A 15,579-nucleotide genomic window follows, 5' to 3' on the forward strand; every position below is an offset into this window, starting at 1 on the left:
GCCTCGCGTCACGCGAGGCAGCGCAGGGCGGCGGCGATCCCGGAGTCCAGCGGATGGTCCGCGGGCAGCCGGCCGACCGTCGCCTCGACGAACTCCGCGTACGGCAGGCGTGCGGTGGCGCCGTCGGCCCGCACGTCCACGTGGTCGCCGGACGGCTCCGCCTGGACGCCGGACCCCTGCTCGCCGAGCACGAAGAGCCCGACCCGGACCCGCCACAGCGTGCGCGCGCCGGCTTCCTCGGCGGAGACCGGGGCGCCCACGTCGTCGCCGTGCGTGGCGTACTCGGAGTCGTAGTGGAAGGTCTGCAGGCCCACGGGGTACGGCCCGGCGGAGGTCGTCAGCGACGCATCGCGGCCGAGCGCCCGCATCCGCGCGCGCGTCTCGGCGTTCTTGCCGCGCCACTCCTCCAGCACGTCGGCGACCGGCAGGTCGCGGCGCTGCTGTACGCACCACTCGTTGAAGCCGTTGTAGCCCCCGCCGACGCCTTCCCGTGCCAGCGTGGCGAAGAGGCTGTCGAGGTCCCCGTCCAGGCAGGCGTGGTTGTACAGCTCCTCCCCGGCGAGGTGGCCGAGGACGTCCCGGACGGACCAGCCCGCGCAGCGGGACGGCCTGCGCCATCCTTCGTCGTCGAGCGTGGAGAAGAAACGATCCAGCCGAGCCGCCTCGGCGTCGAAGATGTCGAACGGGTCGAGACCCTGCAGCGGGTCGGAAATAGCCATGGGACACGACTACCCGCCCGCCCGCCCGATCTCACGGGATCACGTGTCACCGAGGCGCTCCCCGCGGCCGCTGTCCCGGCGGAAGGTCGCGTACGACCGATGGTTTTTCCGGGTGAGGCCGCGGGAGAGCGCCTTCAGAGATCGGACCCGTCAGCGCGGCTGGGTGGTGCCGGCGAACCGCGGCGCGTGACGCCTCGTGGCCGTCATGCCGGTCGACATGTTCGCGAGACCCAGGAACAGGATGATCGCGCCGATCACCACGTTGCTGACGATGACCCGGGCGGTGTTGTTCGGGCCGCTGATCACCCACGGTGCGATGATCGTCCACACCCCGATGACGGGGGCGACCCAGGCGAGGCCGTAGGTCCTGCCGTAGGCGGAGCTGAAGCCCAGCGCCAGGAGGGCGACCAGGATCCCGGTGACCAGGTTGTTGACCGTGATCCCGCTGAGACCTTGGAATCCGCAGATCCACGGCGACACCGCCAGGTATATGCCGGCGAGCAACGCGAGCCCGTCCGTCAGCTGGGCCGTGGGATTCGCCGCGGCCGCCTCGTACCGGGCACGCATCTCCATGATGTCCGGATGCTGCCCGATGTCCGTGCTGTGCGACATGTTGCGCACCCCCTCCGGGGATGAGACGAACACCTTCCGTTGTCCGCTACTGCCCCCAAACTCCGATTTATGCATTTAAGTTCGGGTCGAGTTCCCGGTTCTCGGCAGTACCGGTAGACCCGGCCCTGCGCCACGCGGGGTCACCCGCATGATCTCGGGCCTCCGCCGAGTCGCTGCTGGCGGTGCAGAGCGAGGGCGATGTCGGCGATCACGATGACCGCGACGACCGCCGCGGCGGCGAACACCCACCAGACCCGGGTCAACGCGCCGGTGAGGGCGACGCCGAAGCACAGCACCAGGACGAACGCGCCGAGCAGGATGTGGATCACATCCCGCGGCGTCGCGGGCACGCGGGGGATCCCCTTGGGTGACTGCTGCTCCGGCGTCACGCTGGGTTCCCTGGGAAAACGAGGTTCCTCGGACATGGGGGCCCACCTACCCTCGGATGCCGTTCACTATCGTCGTCGACCGATCTGGCGACGCTGACAGAGCTTGAGCTACCGGGCCATTCCACTCGAACGGCTGGGCGCGGACGTCGAGAAGGGCGGGCCCGCCACCTACGGTGCCGCGGAGCAGGCCGTGATCGCGTTGGCTGCTGCCCGGGCGCCGCACTATGCCGCACTATCTCGGCTTATCTCGGCTGGTGAGCCGGTTTCACCACAGACCGGGTGGGCAGGCGCTGGAGAGTCTGATCGGAGGGGGAATCCATGGACGCGCCGCACTATGTCGCGGCCCGTGTGCAGCGGGCCCTGGCGGAGGACGAGCGGACCGTCGAGCTCGGGATCAGGGTCGACGTACGGGGGAATCAGATCTTCCTTCGCGGCCGGGTCAGCGCGCCGGAGCGTCGCCTCCTGATCGAGGACGTCGCCCGTGAGGCGGCCCCGGGCCTTTCCGTGCACAACGAGATCACGCTGGTGGAGGTCCGCGAACCGGGAGAGGAGGAGCATCTGTGACACAGACGCGAATCGCGGCCGTGGCGGACATCCATATGGGGGAGGACCTGCGCGGGCACTTCCGCCCGAAACTCCACGGCATCGAACACCGGGCCGAGGTCCTGCTGGTGGGCGGCGATCTGACCAGGCACGGGACCATAGCCGAGGCGCGGGTGGTCGCCGACGAACTGCGCGACCTGCCGATCCCCGTGATCGCGGTGCTCGGCAACCACGACTACCACTCGGACGCGGAGCAGGCGATCACCTCGATCATGCGCGACGCCGGGGTGACCGTGCTCGACGACGAGGCGACCATCCTGTCCCTGAACGGGACGACGCTCGGCGTCGTCGGCGGCAAGGGCTTCGGCGGGGGGTTCGCCGGGAAGTGCGCGAGCGAGTTCGGCGAGCCGGAGACCAAGGCGTTCGTCCGGCACACCCGGCAGATCGCCGACCGCTGGCGGCAGGCGCTGCACGGCCTGGACAGCGATCACCGGGTCGTCCTGAGCCACTACTCGCCGGTCAAGGACACCCTCATGGGAGAGCCCACCGAGATCTATCCGTTCCTCGGCAGCTACCTGCTCGCCGAGGCGGCCGACGAGGAGGGCGCCGACCTGATCGTGCACGGCCACGCGCACCTTGGGACGGAGAAGGGGCTCACTCCCGGCGGCATCCAGGTCCGGAACGTCGCCGTCCCCGTCATCGGCACCGCGTACATGGTCTACTCCCTCAACGCCGCGTGACAGGGGTCCGTGGTTCTTTCGGCGGCGGGACCACCGGAGTTGTGGCCCGATCGGCGTAGTGGGGCGTTCGGTTCCTCCGGTTCGGGCAGGTGGCCGCTATGACGCCCAGGCCGCCGCGGCCGCGCAGGTGATGCTCGATCTACGCCGAGGGGGTCCTGCCCCGTTGCCGGTCCGCACAGGCCGTCCGATAGTCGCGGGCCGGACGCGTGTCAGGGGCGGTCTCGGATCGCCCGGAGATCCCCACATACTTTGTAAAGGGGGCGCATTTGGGGCCGTGACGGTGTCGGCCGTCAGGGGACGCTCGGCTTCGCCCTCGTACTCCTGGGTGGTTTCTTTACGGTTTCTCGGTCATTGAGGCGTCTATCCGGGATTGTTTGTACCGAACTCTCAGGGGCAGACGAGGTGGGTGGGCAGTCACACTCACGCCGTCACAGACGCGATCCTCGACACCCTCAAGCGCGCGGGCGCGGGCCTGCGCGACGCGGGGGTGCGGTTCGCGCTGGCCGGTGGCTGCGCCGGATACGCCAGGGGGGCCGCTCCCTCGCTGCACGACGTCGACTTCGCGCTCGTCGAGGAAGACGTCGTGCTGGCGCTCAAGACCCTGGAGGATCTGGGATTCCGCACCGTCAAGCCGCCGGAGGACTGGCTGGTCAAGGCGTACGACGAGAGCGGCGTGCTGGTCGACCTGATCTTCTCGCTGGCCAACCGGCCGGTCACCGAGGAGATGATCGCACGGGCCGACCTGATCAACGTCGCGGCGCTCAATCTGAAGGTCCTGGAGGCGACCGATCTGGTGATCTCCTGGATCATGCCGATGTCGGAGCACAGTTGCGACTACGGAGCGTTGCTGCCCATGGTCCGCGCGATGCGCGAGCAGGTCGACTGGAACCGGGTGGCCGCCGTGGCCGCGCCGTCGCCGTACGCCTCGACCTTCGTGACGCTGATCGAACGGCTGAACATCATCAGCCCCGTGACCCCGCCACTCGCCGGAGACCCCTGGCCCTGAGGCGTGGACGAAGTACCTCAAATCTTCGCTACTCTTGTGGGGCGGGCGCCGCTAGCTCAGTTGGTTAGAGCAGCTGACTCTTAATCAGCGGGTCCGGGGTTCGAGTCCCTGGCGGCGCACCAGCGAAAGACCCTAGGTTGGTAACGCTGACCTGGGGTTTTTCTATTTGACGATCGTCTCAGCGGTGCCCCGCGCCCGGCGTTGATCACGATGGTTGCTCGTCGGTTGCTCGTCTGTCGTGATCTTGTTGGCGTCATGATCAATACGCATCCGTGGTTCTGATCACCTGGGTGGGCGGCCCGGTCGGTCATCTGCTTGCGGTCGTCGTCCGAGTTGGTCCCGTTCAGGGCGACGACGCTGGCGCCGACCTTGTAGAGGGAGTGCCAGCCGGCCGGAGGCCAGGAAGAGATCCCCCTCACATGACCAGTCCCTGTCCCAGGAAGAGCAACTCACGGCGCAGGCCGGTAACCGTACTGCTCCCTCCTGAGCGGGCGTAGCGCAGTATCGCGCGACATTCGGCCGTGGATCCAGCTTCACGTAGAGGCCATGTTCCGCGAGATGTGCAGGTAGCAGATGTTCAAGACCTCGAGGCTCAGGTAATCGTCGTTGTCCCGGCGCAGCCTGACGGTCCCGGTGAGGCTGACCACCTCGGGGAAGGCGGTCAGTGGGTCGGGACCGAGCGCGGCCGCCCCGGCCAGCAGCGCCTTGCGCTTGCGATGCAGGTCATCCGCGCGTGTCGGGGCGACACCGGCCGCGGCGGCTTGGCGGCTGTACTCCTCGGCGAGGCTCTGCAGCCGCTGGACAAGCCGCTCGACCTCCGGCTCCGGCGGTTTGGTTTCGATGGCGGCCAGGGCGGATTCAGTGAGGGGAGTCCGTGCGTCGGCGGTGGACAGGGCCAGGGCGACGAGCATCCGCAGCATCTTCGGCAGTTGCTTGTGCCCGGGGTGGTCGACTATGTCGCGGATCTGAGGCGCTCTAGTGAGCAGTTCCCGCATGTCCGGGTACGGCAGCCGGACGGCGCCCTGACGCTGAGGACGGGCCGCGCGTATCCGTATGGGCACCCATACCTGGTCCATCCAGGTGTCGTCGATCTCGATCCCCGTGACGCCCTGGGCAAGGGCGAAAGCCGCGGCCTTCCAGGATGCCCTCCAGTCCTCATCGTCAATCCCCAGGGACCTGCTCCATTGGCGGGCGTCATCGAGGTCCTCGTCGCCGGCGCCCATCGCGGCGGGGTCGAAGGCGAAAGCGATCACCGAATCGCTGGCGAAGGAAACCTGCCCGTGCATGTTGACGTCCCAGGTCAGGTTGAGCGCCTCGCCAGAGCCGGAGGCATCCAACAGGACCTCGTCGTTCGCGCCGAGGTTGCTGTGCGGCTCCAGCACAATGATCCACTCGCCTTGTAGACGCAACAGGAACACCGGTTCCGGCTCCGCTGTCAACCGGAGGGCCAACTGGTCGGCGACGCTCGTGAGGCGGCCTTGGTCCAGGTCGGCGTGCTCGCCATTGAAGGCTCGAATGACGTCCTCGGTTTCCGCCCGAACCCAGGTGACACAGACGGCCTCGTCCAGCAGCGCCCAAGCGTCATCCGCATCGAAGGACGACTCGTCGCCCACCGCACCTCCCTCATACATCGCGTAAAAACCCCGCGGGGGCCGACGGCCGACCATGTCAGAACGGCCGCCGGCCCCCACGGGGCTTTCGTTGCGCTTGCTACAACGTTGGTTCTATCTCATCCACATTGCACGACACCGGCTCGGTCTCGACCGGCGGAGGAATGTCGTCGAGACCAGCGTAGGTCTCGCCGGGAAGCGTGGCCCACACCCAGAACGGATCCATATCGAGGACCCGGCGCCTGCGGAGTGTCCAGGGCCTTACGGATGTGCCGCGCCGTCTCCACTACCTTGGAGTCTGTCGACGACGCGTGAAAACTGGCTCTGGCACTAATTACGTGACGTTGACCCTCGTCAGTCGGCGAGGAGCACGCGTTTGCGCAGCAAATCGGGGTTGGCCCGGCCATACATCACTGGCCTGGGCCGATAGCCCCGATGAGATCGTCGATCACTTCCCGGCGGGAGCATGCGGCTGCCGGCCAGGTGGCCAAGACCCAGGTCTGCGGGGGCGCAGGCGACCGGTGGCCACCTGGTGGACGAGCGCGGCGGGGTAACCGCGCGTAGTGGATTGCCGGAGACCGGCGGAGTTCGCCCCGGCGAGCAGCGTGCCGGAAGCTCATGCGGTCGGCCGAGATACTAACAATATAATTCTGTACATTCGTTCAGCACAAATGTTCAATGCTGTGGGAACAGGAGCACGTGCGATGACTGCCGCCGACCCCAAGCAGGCTCCTGTTCCGGGCACGGCCGAGGCGCCGGGATCGACCCGTTTCCCGCAGGAGTTGATGTACGCGGCGGCCTCACAGTACTACCTGGACGACGCGAATCAGGGCGACATCGCCAAGAGGCTCGGCGTCAGCCGGGCGACCGTCAGCAGGCTTCTGGCCGAGGCCCGGCGCCAGGGCATGGTCGAGATCAGGGTGCACCGTCCCTCCAGTCTGGAGGACGGGCCGTTGGCGACGGAGTTGGCGGACGCCCTCGGCCTGCGGCGGGTCTACCTCGTGCCGAAGGTCGGCGGCCCCAAGCTCGGGCCGTGGCTGGCCCCCGGCCTGACCCGAGCCCTGGCCGCGGCCGGCCTCAAGTCCGGCGACGTTGTGCTGGTTTCCTCCGGCAGCACCGTTTACGAGTGCGCGCAGGAAGGGGTGGGGTGGCTACCGGGGGTCACCATCGCCCCGGCCGTGGGCGGGCAGGAGGAGCCGCAGCCATGGTTCCAGACGAACGAGACGACCCGGATCCTGGCCGAGCGCGTCGGCGGCGTGCCGAGCTACCTCTACGCGCCCGCCTTGCCGGGGCCGGAGTTGTTCAATTCCCTCCAGCACGAGCCTTCCGTACGGCGTGTCATGGATCTGTGGGCGCGCGCCAGGTGCGCCATCGTGGGGGTCGGGTCGGCTCCCCTGTCCCGGCAGGTGATCCCTGCCTTTGTCCCCTCCAGCGCGCCCAGTCTGAGCCACGCCGTGGGTGACGTGTGCTCGCGGTTCTACGATCACGAGGGCGAGCCGGTCGGGTATCCGGGAAGCGACCGCCTTGTCGCCACGAGCCTCGACGATCTGCGACGCATCCCGGTGTCGATCGCGGTCGCGGTGGGTGCGCAGAAGATCCTCTCCATCATCGCCGGAGCCCGCGGCGGTTACTTCAACCAGTTGGTCACCGATGTGCTGACCGCGGAAGGACTGCTCGCGGCGTCGCGCCAGGCCCGATAACGGTCGCCTCCCTGGTGCCTCCCTGGCGCCTCCATGCCTGACGCACGCCCGAAATTGTTGAACATTTTTGCTGGACAGATGTTCTGGTGTCGCACTAGCGTGAGCGCACCACAGGAGGCCCCTCCGCGTCCTCGCCGCCAGGCAGGGTCCGCACGGCCTTCGGCGTACTCGGGGAACACCAGAGCGGCGTCTCTGGCGACCGGCGGGTCCGATCGTCGCCAGGGCGAGAGCGAGTGAGGAAAAATCGTGATCAAAGCTCAGGCACGGGCGACCGCGGTCGCCGCGTTGGCACTGCTCGCAGGGTCGACGCTCACCGCTTGCGCCTCCGGGTCCACATCCGACAGCGGTGGCAAGGGGGCCGGCGCGGACAGCGCCAAGGTCGCCTTTCTCATGCCCGACCTCGCGTCGACCCGGTACGAGCTGGCGGACAAGCCGTTGTTCGTGGCCAAGATGACGCAGCTGTGCGCCGACTGCTCGGTGATCTACCAAAACGCCGACTCCGACGCGGCCAAGCAGCAGCAGCAGGCCAACTCGGCGCTGGCACAGGGCGTCAAAGTGATCGTCCTCGATCCTGTCGACTCCGCCGCGGCGGCCACCATCGTCAAGACGGCGCAGGCCCAGAACGTCGCGGTCATCGCGTACGACCGCCCGATTCCGGCGACTCCCGCCGACTTCTACGTGTCGTTCGACAACGAGAAGATCGGCTCCCTGATCGCCCAGTCCCTCGTCGACCACCTGAAGAAGGAGGACGCGAAGGGCGGGATCCTGGAGGTCAACGGATCTCCCACGGACGCCGCCGCGGGCCTGATCAAAAAGGGTATCCACAGCGCGGTCGATCCCAGCGGCTTCAAGCTGCTGGCCGAGTACGACACGCCGGACTGGCAACCGGAGAAGGCCCAGCAGTGGGTCAGCGGGCAGATCACTCAGTTCGGTGACCAGATCGCCGGGGTTGTGGCCGCCAACGACGGCACAGGCGGCGGGTCGATCGCCGCCTTCAAGGCGGCGGGAGCGCCGGTGCCTCCTGTCACGGGCAACGACGCCGAGCTCGCCGCGGCTCAGCGCATCATCGCCGGCGACCAGTACAACACCATCTCCAAGCCGATCAAGATCGTGGCGGAGGCGGCAGCGGACATTGCCCACCAGTTCATCCAGGGCAAGAAGCCGACGGGGGAGACGAGCCTGTACAACACGCCCTCCCAGCTGTTCACGCCCTCGGTCGTCACGAAGGAGAACATCAACGAGGTGCTGTTCCAGAGCGGGATCATGAAGGCCTCTGACGTCTGCACCGCGCAGTACGCCAAGGCCTGCGCGGAGCTCGACATCAAGTAGTGGGCGGGCCGCGCTCCCCTGGGGAGCGCGGATCCCTCCTCGACCTCAGGGAGCCTCCATTGTCCTCTCAGCAAGCAGCAGCCGGGCGCGACAGCGTGCTGTCCCTGCGCGGGATCGGCAAGACGTTCGGAGCGGTGGCCGCGCTCACGGACATCGACCTCGACGTGGCGGCGGGACAGGTCGTCGCCGTGGTCGGGGACAACGGTGCCGGGAAGTCGACCCTGGTCAAGATCCTCTCAGGCGTGCACCGGCCTGACTCCGGGGCGATCACTTTCGAGTCACGGGTGGTCGACATCCCGACCCCGGCGGCCGCGCACCGCCTCGGCATCGCGACCGTCTTCCAGGATCTCGCCCTGTGCGAGAACCTCAACGTGGTCGAGAACCTGTTCCTGGGGCAGGAGCTGCGGCCACTCCGCCTGAACACCGTCGCGATGGAGACCCGGTCCTGGGAGCTGCTGCGCCGGCTCTCAGCCAAGATTCCCACTGTCAGGGTCCCCGTTGCCGCGCTTTCTGGAGGCCAGCGGCAGACCGTGGCGATCGCCAGGTCGCTCCTCGGAAACCCCAAGATCATCATTCTGGACGAGCCGACGGCGGCACTGGGAGTCGCCCAGACGGCGGAAGTCCTGAATCTCGTTGAGCGGCTGCGGGAGAACGGCCTGGGGGTCATCATGATCACCCACAACATGGCCGACGTGAAAGCGGTGGCCGACGTCGTGGCGGTGCTGCGGCTCGGCAGGAACAACGGCCTGTTCGACGTGAAGGACGTCTCGACCGATGACATCGTCGCCGCCATCACCGGCGCACGGGACAACGTGGTCGCCCAGCGGGCGGCGCGCCGCGGCGAAGCGGGGAACGTGGCGGCCGAGGAAGGACTCCCCTCGTGAAAACCACTGACAGCCCCACCGTGGTGACCGTCGCCACCGACCTCCAAGATGAGCGCCTCCAAGCCCGCGACGGCCTGCGCGGCGCGGTCGCCGCCCTGCTCGACCGGGCGCGGAGCGGGGATCTGGGCATGGTGCCCGTCGCCGTCGGGCTCGTGGTGATCTGGACGGTGCTGCAGATCCTGAACCCGGTCTTTCTCTCGAGCGCCAACCTCGTGAATCTCACGATGGAGTCGGTCCCGGTCGGTGTCATGGCGCTCGGCATCGTCTGCGTGCTGCTCGTCGGCCAGATCGACCTGTCGGTCGGTTCGGTCAGCGGCCTTTCCGCGGCCGTTCTGGCCGTTCTGTTCATCGGCCAGGACCTGCCCGTCTGGGGCGCGATCCTGGCCGCCCTGCTTGTGGGCGTCGTCGTCGGCTGGCTGTACTCGCAGATCTTCAACCGGTTCGGGGTGCCGAGCTTCGTCATCACGCTCGCCGGGCTCCTGGGCTTCCTCGGCATGCAACTCTACGTACTCGGCACGAAGGGCTCGATCAACCTGCCCTTCGACTCGGGTCTGGTGAACTTCGCCCAGCTGGCCTTCGTGCCGCCGTGGTTGTCGTACGTCTTCGTCGTCGTCGCGGCCGGGGTGTTGTTCGTCAGCGGGTTCCTGCACGCCCGCGAGCGCCGTACGGCGGGCCTGTCCGCGCGGAGCCTGCCCGTCCTCGTGACCCGCAGCGCTGCGCTGCTGGTGGGGCTGGGACTCGTCGTCTGGTACCTGAACCAGACCCGGGGCGTCGGCTGGATGTTCGTCCTCTTCGTGGCACTGGTCCTGATCATGCACTACCTGCTGTCCAGGACGAAGTGGGGCAAGGCCGTCTACGCGGTGGGCGGTAACACCGAGGCCGCCCGCCGGGCCGGCATCAACGTCAAAGCCGTCTACAGCTCGGTCTTCGTCCTGTGCAGCACGTTCGCCGCTGTCGGCGGAGTGCTCGCCGCGGCCCGGCTCGCCGCCGCCAACCAGAGCAGCGGTACAGGCGACGTCAACCTCAACGCGATCGCGGCGGCCGTGATCGGCGGCACCAGCCTGTTCGGCGGGAGGGGGTCGGCCTTCGGGGCGCTGCTGGGGATGATCGTGATCCAGTCGATCTCCAGCGGGCTGACCCTGCTGAACCTCGACTCCTCTATCCGGTTCGCGGTCACGGGGGCCGTCCTGCTGCTGGCGGTGATCGTGGACTCGGTCTCACGCCGGTCGCGGACCTCCCACGGCAGGGCTTGAGAGGAGTCGTTCCCTTGGCAGTCATCTGCGTCGACGCCGGTACCACGATGATCAAGGCGGTCGGTTACGACGGGACCGGCGCGGAGGCTGTCGTCGCCCGCCAGGAGGCCGGTGTGACCCGGCCGGCTCCCGGCTGGGCCGAGCAGGACATGGACGCGGTCTGGGACGCGGTCGCCTCGACCGTGCGGCGCGTCGTTCAGCAGCTCGGGAGCGGCGTGGACTTCGTCGCCGTGACCGCGCAGGGCGACGGCTGCTGGCTGGTCGACGCCGCCGGCTCACCGGCCGGGCCGGCGATCCTGTGGAACGACGGCCGGGCCGCCGGGATCGTCGAGTCCTGGATGCGGTCCGGCGTCGTGGAGCGGGCCTTCCGGATCAACGGCTCCCTGACGGCGTCAGGGCTGCCCAACGCGATCCTGACCTGGCTCGCGCGGCACGATCCGGACCGGCTCGAACGCTCCAGGGCCCTGCTGACCTGCGGTGGTTGGATCTTCTTCCGGCTGACCGGAGAAATAGCGTGTGATGAGTCCGACGGATCGGCGCCGTTCATGGACCCGCGCACGCGGCGGTACTCCCCGGAGCTTCTCGACCTGTTCGGGCTGGAGTGGGCGGCGCGGTTGCTTCCCGAGTTGCGTGACGACGCGCATCGCGTCGCCGAACTGAACCGGGACGCGGCAGCGCTCCTCGATCTGCCGGCGGGGACTCCGGTGGTCATGGCGCCCTACGACATCGCTTCCACGGCGCTGGGCGTGGGAGCGGTGGACACCGGCCAGGCGTGCAGCATTCTGGGCACCACCTTGTGTACGCAGGCCGTCGTCGACCGCCTCGAGTTGGAAGGCGAGCCGTCGGGGATCACGGTGGCCTCAGGCGTGCCCGACAGGTACCTTCGCGCGTTCCCCACCTTTGCCGGGATCGAGGTGATCCAGTGGGCGTGCCGTCTCCTCGGCCTCCGCGACCCCGCCGACCTGGGAGAGCTGGCCGCACGCAGCGCCCCGGGTGCCGGAGGGCTGGCGTTCCTGCCGTACTTCTCGCCGGCCGGAGAACGGGCGCCCTTCCTCGACCCCCTGGCCCGGGGCGCGTTTCTCGGCATGTCCTTCGAGCATGGCCCCGAGCAGATCGCCCGTGCCACGATGGAGGGCCTCGCGCTCGTCATCCAGGACTGTCTGATCGCTGCGGGCGGCCGTCCGCGCGAGCTGAGGGTATGCGGCGGCGGTGCGGCCAGCCCGCTGTGGCTGCAGATGATCGCTGATGTGACCGGCGCCCCCGTACTCCGGTCGCGCGACGCCGAAGTGGGCGCGCGCGGGGCGTTCCTGACGGGTCTGGTCGCGACGGGCGGCGCCGACACCATCGCGGCGGCCGTACAGGAGCAGGTACGGCTGGGCGACGCCGTCGAGCCGGATCCGGCCGGATCCGTGCTGCACGCCCACCTCTTCGAGGACTTCCTGGCGCTGCGAGAGGCGACCGCCGTCTCCTGGCCACTGCTCGCGCGTATGCGTGACAGGAGCCGCTCGTGAGGGCCTGGATCGGTTTGGACCTGGGAACTCAGAGCGTACGGGCGATGGCCGTAGCCGACGGAGGCGAGGTCCTCGGCGTGGCCGGTCGGGCACTGACCAGCAGGAGGGACGGCCCCCGGCACGAGCAGGATCCCGAGCAGTGGTGGAAGGAGCTGGCCGCCGCCTCCCGCGAGGCGCTCCGCGGTGTGCCGCGCGACCTCGTCAGCGGGGTCGCCGTGACCGCCACCTCCGGAACGATCCTGCTGACGCGGCCCGACGGCAGCCCGCTCACTCCAGCCCTGATGTACGACGACAGGCGGGCCGCGGCCGAGGTCGAGCGTGTGAACGAGGTCGGCGGACCCGTCTGGTCCCGGCTCGGCTACCGGAAGATGCAGGCCACCTGGGCGCTGCCGAAACTGCTGTGGCTGCTACGCGAGAACGCCGTCGACGGCACGCGACTGGCCCACCAGAACGACTTCGTCAACCGCCGTCTGGTCGGGCGAGATGTCCCCGCGGATCTCAGCAACGCGCTGAAGACCGGCGTGGACCTGATCGCCGAGAGCTGGCCGGACTCGGTCCTGGAAGAGCTGGGCGTCCCGGAGCGCATCCTTCCCGGCGTCGTACGGCCGGGCACGGTGCTCGGCACGGTCTGCGCCGAGGCTGCCTCGTACACCGGCATTCCCGAGGGCACGCCCGTGATCGCGGGCACCACCGACGGGTGCGCCGCGCAGATCGGGGCGGGTGCCATGCGCGCCGGCAGTTGGAACACCGTGCTGGGCACGACGCTCGTGCTCAAGGGATCGAGCCCGGAACTGATCCACGACCCGCTCGGCGTCGTCTACTCCCACCGCGCGCCGGACGGCGGCTGGCTTCCTGGAGGCGCGTCGAGCACCGGCGCCGGCGTGCTGGCCCGTGAGCTCGCCGGACGCGATCTGGACGACCTGAGCCACCAGGCCGCGCGGCGTGCGAAGCTCACCGCGACCACCTACCCGCTCGTCTCCCCAGGGGAGCGGTTCCCCTTCCATGCGCCGCAGGCTGAGAGCTTCACCCTCGGCAGCCCCGCCGACGACGTCGACCGCTACGCGGCGATCCTGCGGGGCGCGGCCTTCATCGAACGGCTCTGCTTCGACTACCTCGACCTGTTGGGTGCTCCGCTGAACGGCGAGATCATCCTGACCGGCGGCGCCACCAGGAGTCCGTACTGGACCCAGCTGCGGGCAGACGTGCTGCGGCAGCCGGTGACGCTCCGCGAGAACGCCGAGCCCGCACTCGGCATGGCCGTACTCGCCGCCGCCGCGGGGCGCCAGGTCTCCGCTGTCGCCGCCCAGATGGTCCGTACCCGCAGCGTGGTGCGGCCGCGCGCCGGGTACGCGGACGATCTGGAAGACGCCTACCTGCGGTTCGTCGGCGAGCTGAACAACCGCGGCTGGCTGACGGACGACGTCGCCGCCCATGCCCACGAGAGGACGACACGTTGACGAATCTGGTGCTGACGCGCCACGGGGAGACCGTGTGGCACGCCGAGAACCGTTACGCCGGGGCCACCGACATCGAGCTGACCCCGCGGGGAATCGCGCAGGCCGATCGCCTCGCCGCCTGGACGAGAACGGCGAAGCTGGCCGCCGTGTGGGCCTCCCCGTTGAGCCGTGCCCGTGTAACCGCCATGGCCTGTGCCGAGGCGACCGGGATGGAGCCGCGCACCGACGCCCGTCTCCGCGAACTCGACTTCGGCGGGGGAGAGGGGCTCACCTCGGCGGACATGTGGGAACGGTTCCCCGACGCTCGCGCCGCCTTCGAAGCCGATCCGGTGGCTTCTCCCCTGCCTGGTGGGGAGGACCCGCGCGAGGCGGCCCGTCGCTTCGTGGACTGCCTGGAGGACATCGCCGGCGCACATCCCGGTGAGCGCGTGCTCGTGGTCGCGCACACGACGGCGATCCGGCTCGCTCTGTGCTACCTCATCGGGGTGCCTCTGGGCGAGTACCGGCGGCTTTTCCCGCGCCTGGACAACTGCGCGATCACGGAGATCCGTCTCAGGGACGGCAAGGCCGCGATCCTGCAGCTCAATTCCCCGAGTCTGTAGTTGGAGCCCGTTGTGACAATTCGCGTCCTCGCCGCCGGCGACCACTTCGTACTCAATCAATTGCTGATCGACGCGCTCAGGCGCGAGGTTCCCGGTGAGCTGGACGTGCGGGAGCTCACGCTGCCCTGGCCGGTGGTGCCCTTCGGTCGGGTCGCCGAGGTGGACGAGGCGTCCGACGTGGAGGACGAGCTCATTGAGGCGCTGCGCGGGATCGAGGTCTGCGTGACGCAGATGGCGCCGCTGACGGAACGTGTGCTCGGCGCCTCGCCCGATCTCAGGCTCTTCTGCGTCAGCCGTGGCGGTCCCGTCAACGCCAACCTCGAGTCGGCGACCAAGGCGGGAGTCGCGGTGACTTTCGCCCCCGGCCGCAATGCCACGGCCACCGCCGAGCACACGCTGGCCATGCTGCTCGCGGCCGCCCGCCGCGTCCCGGCCATTCACGCGGACCTCGCGGCGGGCACGTGGCGCGGTGACTACTACAGGTACGACCGTGTAGGGCCGGAGCTGGAGGGGAGCACCGTGGGCCTGGTCGGCTACGGCGCGATCGGCATGCGGGTCGCCCGGATGCTGCAGGGGTTCGGCGCCCGCGTGCTGGTCTTCGACCCATATGCGGCTCCCGACGCCCTCGAAGCCGGTGTCACGCTGGTCGAGTTGGACGAACTGCTGGCGCGTTCGCGGTTCCTCTCCCTGCACGCGCGGGTGACGCCCGAGACCACCGGGATGATCGGCGCGGCCGAGATCGCCGCGATGCCGGCCGGATCGATCATCGTCAACTGCGCCAGGGGCGCCCTGCTGGACTACGACGCCCTGTGCGACGCCCTCGACGCGGAACATCTCTTCGGCGCGGCGCTCGATGTCTTCCCTGAGGAGCCGATCCCCGCGGGATCGCGGCTGCTCTCCACGCCGAACATCGTGGTGACCCCGCACCTGGCCGGCGCGAGCAAGGAGACGGCGGCCAGGGCAGCCCAGATCGTCGCCCAGGAAGTGGCCCGTTACGTACGCGGTGAGCCGCTCATGCACTGCGCGAATCCGGCCGTGGCCGATGCCTTGAGCCGATCCTCGTACGCGCCCGGCCTTGGGCCCAGGACCGTGCCGTAAGCCGGTTCCGTGCTGTCCCTGTGGTGGGCCGTCACGATGTCGCCCGTGGTGATCGGAGTGAGCGGGCATGTTTCCCCAGCAGGGCGAGAGCGGTCCGGCCTCCCGTTGTGCGGGTGGTTGGATTGC

At 69.0% G+C, this 15,579-nt stretch carries 15 protein-coding genes and 1 tRNA gene; 12 read left to right on the forward strand and 4 right to left on the reverse strand.

From position 1 onward, the window contains the following. Window positions 1-8: 8 nt before the first annotated feature. The 3 genes from QSK17_RS27705 to QSK17_RS27715 form a co-directional block, all read right to left on the reverse strand. Window positions 9-719: a maleylpyruvate isomerase family mycothiol-dependent enzyme gene (locus tag QSK17_RS27705; protein WP_285708310.1), complete on the reverse strand. Its 711-nt coding sequence runs from the start codon at window positions 717-719 to the stop codon at window positions 9-11. 150 nt (window positions 720-869) lie between these two features. Next, window positions 870-1,331: an SPW repeat protein gene (locus QSK17_RS27710; RefSeq protein ID WP_285708311.1), complete on the reverse strand. Its 462-nt coding sequence runs from the start codon at window positions 1,329-1,331 to the stop codon at window positions 870-872. A 140-nt stretch (window positions 1,332-1,471) separates the two neighbouring features. Beyond that, window positions 1,472-1,756: a hypothetical protein gene (locus QSK17_RS27715; protein ID WP_285708313.1), complete on the reverse strand. Its 285-nt coding sequence runs from the start codon at window positions 1,754-1,756 to the stop codon at window positions 1,472-1,474. Between the two features lie 282 nt (window positions 1,757-2,038). Between QSK17_RS27715 and QSK17_RS27720 the strand changes: the two genes are divergently transcribed. From QSK17_RS27720 to QSK17_RS27735, 4 genes are all read left to right on the forward strand, one after another. Then, window positions 2,039-2,284 carry a BON domain-containing protein gene (locus QSK17_RS27720; RefSeq protein WP_067172924.1) on the forward strand — a complete coding sequence of 82 codons (246 nt, stop codon included), beginning with the start codon at window positions 2,039-2,041 and terminating at the stop codon, window positions 2,282-2,284. Then, entirely contained in the window at window positions 2,281-3,003 is a 723-nt protein-coding gene (locus QSK17_RS27725; protein WP_285708316.1) for a metallophosphoesterase family protein, read from the forward strand. Before QSK17_RS27720 ends, QSK17_RS27725 begins: the two co-directional genes overlap by 4 nt. Before the next feature lie 406 nt (window positions 3,004-3,409). Next, window positions 3,410-4,009, forward strand: coding sequence for a nucleotidyltransferase (locus tag QSK17_RS27730; RefSeq protein ID WP_285708317.1), 600 nt, complete (start codon window positions 3,410-3,412; stop codon window positions 4,007-4,009). A gap of 45 nt (window positions 4,010-4,054) precedes the next feature. Further along, window positions 4,055-4,131: transfer RNA gene (locus QSK17_RS27735), tRNA-Lys, on the forward strand. A 411-nt stretch (window positions 4,132-4,542) separates the two neighbouring features. On the opposite strand, the gene QSK17_RS27740 is transcribed toward QSK17_RS27735, so the two are convergent. Next, window positions 4,543-5,622, reverse strand: coding sequence for a DUF6461 domain-containing protein (locus QSK17_RS27740; protein ID WP_285708318.1), 1,080 nt, complete (start codon window positions 5,620-5,622; stop codon window positions 4,543-4,545). A 701-nt stretch (window positions 5,623-6,323) separates the two neighbouring features. Between QSK17_RS27740 and QSK17_RS27745 the strand changes: the two genes are divergently transcribed. From QSK17_RS27745 to QSK17_RS27780, 8 genes are all read left to right on the forward strand, one after another. Continuing rightward, on the forward strand, window positions 6,324-7,319 hold the full coding sequence (locus QSK17_RS27745) for a sugar-binding transcriptional regulator (protein ID WP_285708320.1): 996 nt from the start codon (window positions 6,324-6,326) through the stop codon (window positions 7,317-7,319). Between the two features lie 246 nt (window positions 7,320-7,565). Next, window positions 7,566-8,648, forward strand: a complete 1,083-nt coding sequence (locus QSK17_RS27750) for an ABC transporter substrate-binding protein (RefSeq protein WP_285708322.1) — start codon at window positions 7,566-7,568, stop codon at window positions 8,646-8,648. 59 nt (window positions 8,649-8,707) lie between these two features. Beyond that, window positions 8,708-9,532, forward strand: coding sequence for an ATP-binding cassette domain-containing protein (locus QSK17_RS27755; RefSeq protein WP_285708324.1), 825 nt, complete (start codon window positions 8,708-8,710; stop codon window positions 9,530-9,532). Further along, on the forward strand, window positions 9,529-10,785 hold the full coding sequence (locus QSK17_RS27760) for a sugar ABC transporter permease (protein ID WP_285708325.1): 1,257 nt from the start codon (window positions 9,529-9,531) through the stop codon (window positions 10,783-10,785). The genes QSK17_RS27755 and QSK17_RS27760 overlap by 4 nt, the downstream gene beginning before the upstream one ends. Window positions 10,786-10,799: 14 nt before the next feature. Then, window positions 10,800-12,296 (forward strand): FGGY-family carbohydrate kinase, encoded by a 1,497-nt coding sequence (locus QSK17_RS27765; protein ID WP_285708326.1) that lies wholly within the window; start codon window positions 10,800-10,802, stop codon window positions 12,294-12,296. After that, on the forward strand, window positions 12,293-13,753 hold the full coding sequence (locus QSK17_RS27770; protein WP_285708328.1) for an FGGY-family carbohydrate kinase: 1,461 nt from the start codon (window positions 12,293-12,295) through the stop codon (window positions 13,751-13,753). Before QSK17_RS27765 ends, QSK17_RS27770 begins: the two co-directional genes overlap by 4 nt. Beyond that, window positions 13,750-14,355, forward strand: a complete 606-nt coding sequence (locus QSK17_RS27775) for a histidine phosphatase family protein (protein ID WP_285708329.1) — start codon at window positions 13,750-13,752, stop codon at window positions 14,353-14,355. The genes QSK17_RS27770 and QSK17_RS27775 overlap by 4 nt, the downstream gene beginning before the upstream one ends. Window positions 14,356-14,367: 12 nt before the next feature. Beyond that, window positions 14,368-15,453: a 2-hydroxyacid dehydrogenase gene (locus tag QSK17_RS27780; protein WP_285708331.1), complete on the forward strand. Its 1,086-nt coding sequence runs from the start codon at window positions 14,368-14,370 to the stop codon at window positions 15,451-15,453. The last annotated feature ends 126 nt before the right edge of the window (window positions 15,454-15,579 follow it).

Source organism: Microtetraspora sp. NBRC 16547 (genome assembly GCF_030268965.1).
Taxonomy (GTDB): domain Bacteria; phylum Actinomycetota; class Actinomycetes; order Streptosporangiales; family Streptosporangiaceae; genus Microtetraspora.

Bases quoted from the DNA above. Each gene is read 5' to 3' on its own strand.
- QSK17_RS27720 (WP_067172924.1), top strand. From the start codon at position 2,039: ATGGACGCGCCGCACTATGTCGCGGCCCGTGTGCAGCGGGCCCTGGCG.
- QSK17_RS27715 (WP_285708313.1), bottom strand. From the start codon at position 1,756: ATGTCCGAGGAACCTCGTTTTCCCAGGGAACCCAGCGTGACGCCGGAG.
- QSK17_RS27710 (WP_285708311.1), bottom strand. From the start codon at position 1,331: ATGTCGCACAGCACGGACATCGGGCAGCATCCGGACATCATGGAGATG.
- QSK17_RS27745 (WP_285708320.1), top strand. From the start codon at position 6,324: ATGACTGCCGCCGACCCCAAGCAGGCTCCTGTTCCGGGCACGGCCGAG.
- QSK17_RS27705 (WP_285708310.1), bottom strand. From the start codon at position 719: ATGGCTATTTCCGACCCGCTGCAGGGTCTCGACCCGTTCGACATCTTC.